1 protein-coding gene is annotated in these 617 nt (G+C 72.3%); it reads left to right on the top strand.

Going from position 1 to position 617, the window contains the following annotated elements; translation table 11 throughout:
- The coding region (locus Q8791_RS31750; protein ID WP_330095551.1) for a helix-turn-helix domain-containing protein at positions 1-617 on the top strand (617 nt) is incomplete at both ends.

Below are 617 nucleotides of genomic sequence, written 5' to 3'. Positions count from 1 at the left end.
CAGGGCTGGCCCCTGCGCCGGGCCGCCGAACGCTTCCAGACCAGCCCCACCACCGTCCAACGCTGGGCCAACCGCTACCGCACCCTGGGCGAGGCCGGGATGGTCGACGCCTCCAGCCGCCCCCACCGCAGTCCTCGACGCACCCCCACCCGCCGCGAGCGCCGCGTCATCAAACTCCGCCACCTGCGCCGGTGGGGACCGGCCCGCATCGGCGGCCACCTGGGCATGCACCCCTCGACCGTGCACCGCATCCTGGCCCGCTACCAGTGCGCCCGCCTGACCCACACCGACCGGGCCACCGGGCGCGCGGTGCGCCGCTACGAACGCTCACGGCCCGGCGAGCTGGTGCACGTGGACATCAAGAAGCTCGGCAACATCCCCGACGGCGGCGGCCACAAGGCGCTGGGCCGGTCCCGGGGCCGCAAGAACCGCTCCAGGGCCGGGTACGCCTACCTGCACAACGCCGTGGACGACCACTCCCGCCTGGCCTACACCGAGATCCTCACCGACGAGAAGAAGGACACCGCCACGGGGTTCTGGGAACGCGCCCATGCCTACTTCGCCTCGGTCGGCATCACCGTGGAACGGGTGATGACCGACAACGGGTCCTGCTACAA

Origin of the sequence: Nocardiopsis codii (assembly GCF_036327455.1) — a bacterium.
In the GTDB taxonomy this organism is placed as follows: domain Bacteria; phylum Actinomycetota; class Actinomycetes; order Streptosporangiales; family Streptosporangiaceae; genus Nocardiopsis; species Nocardiopsis codii.
This window is presented reverse-complemented; position numbering and strand designations above follow the sequence as displayed.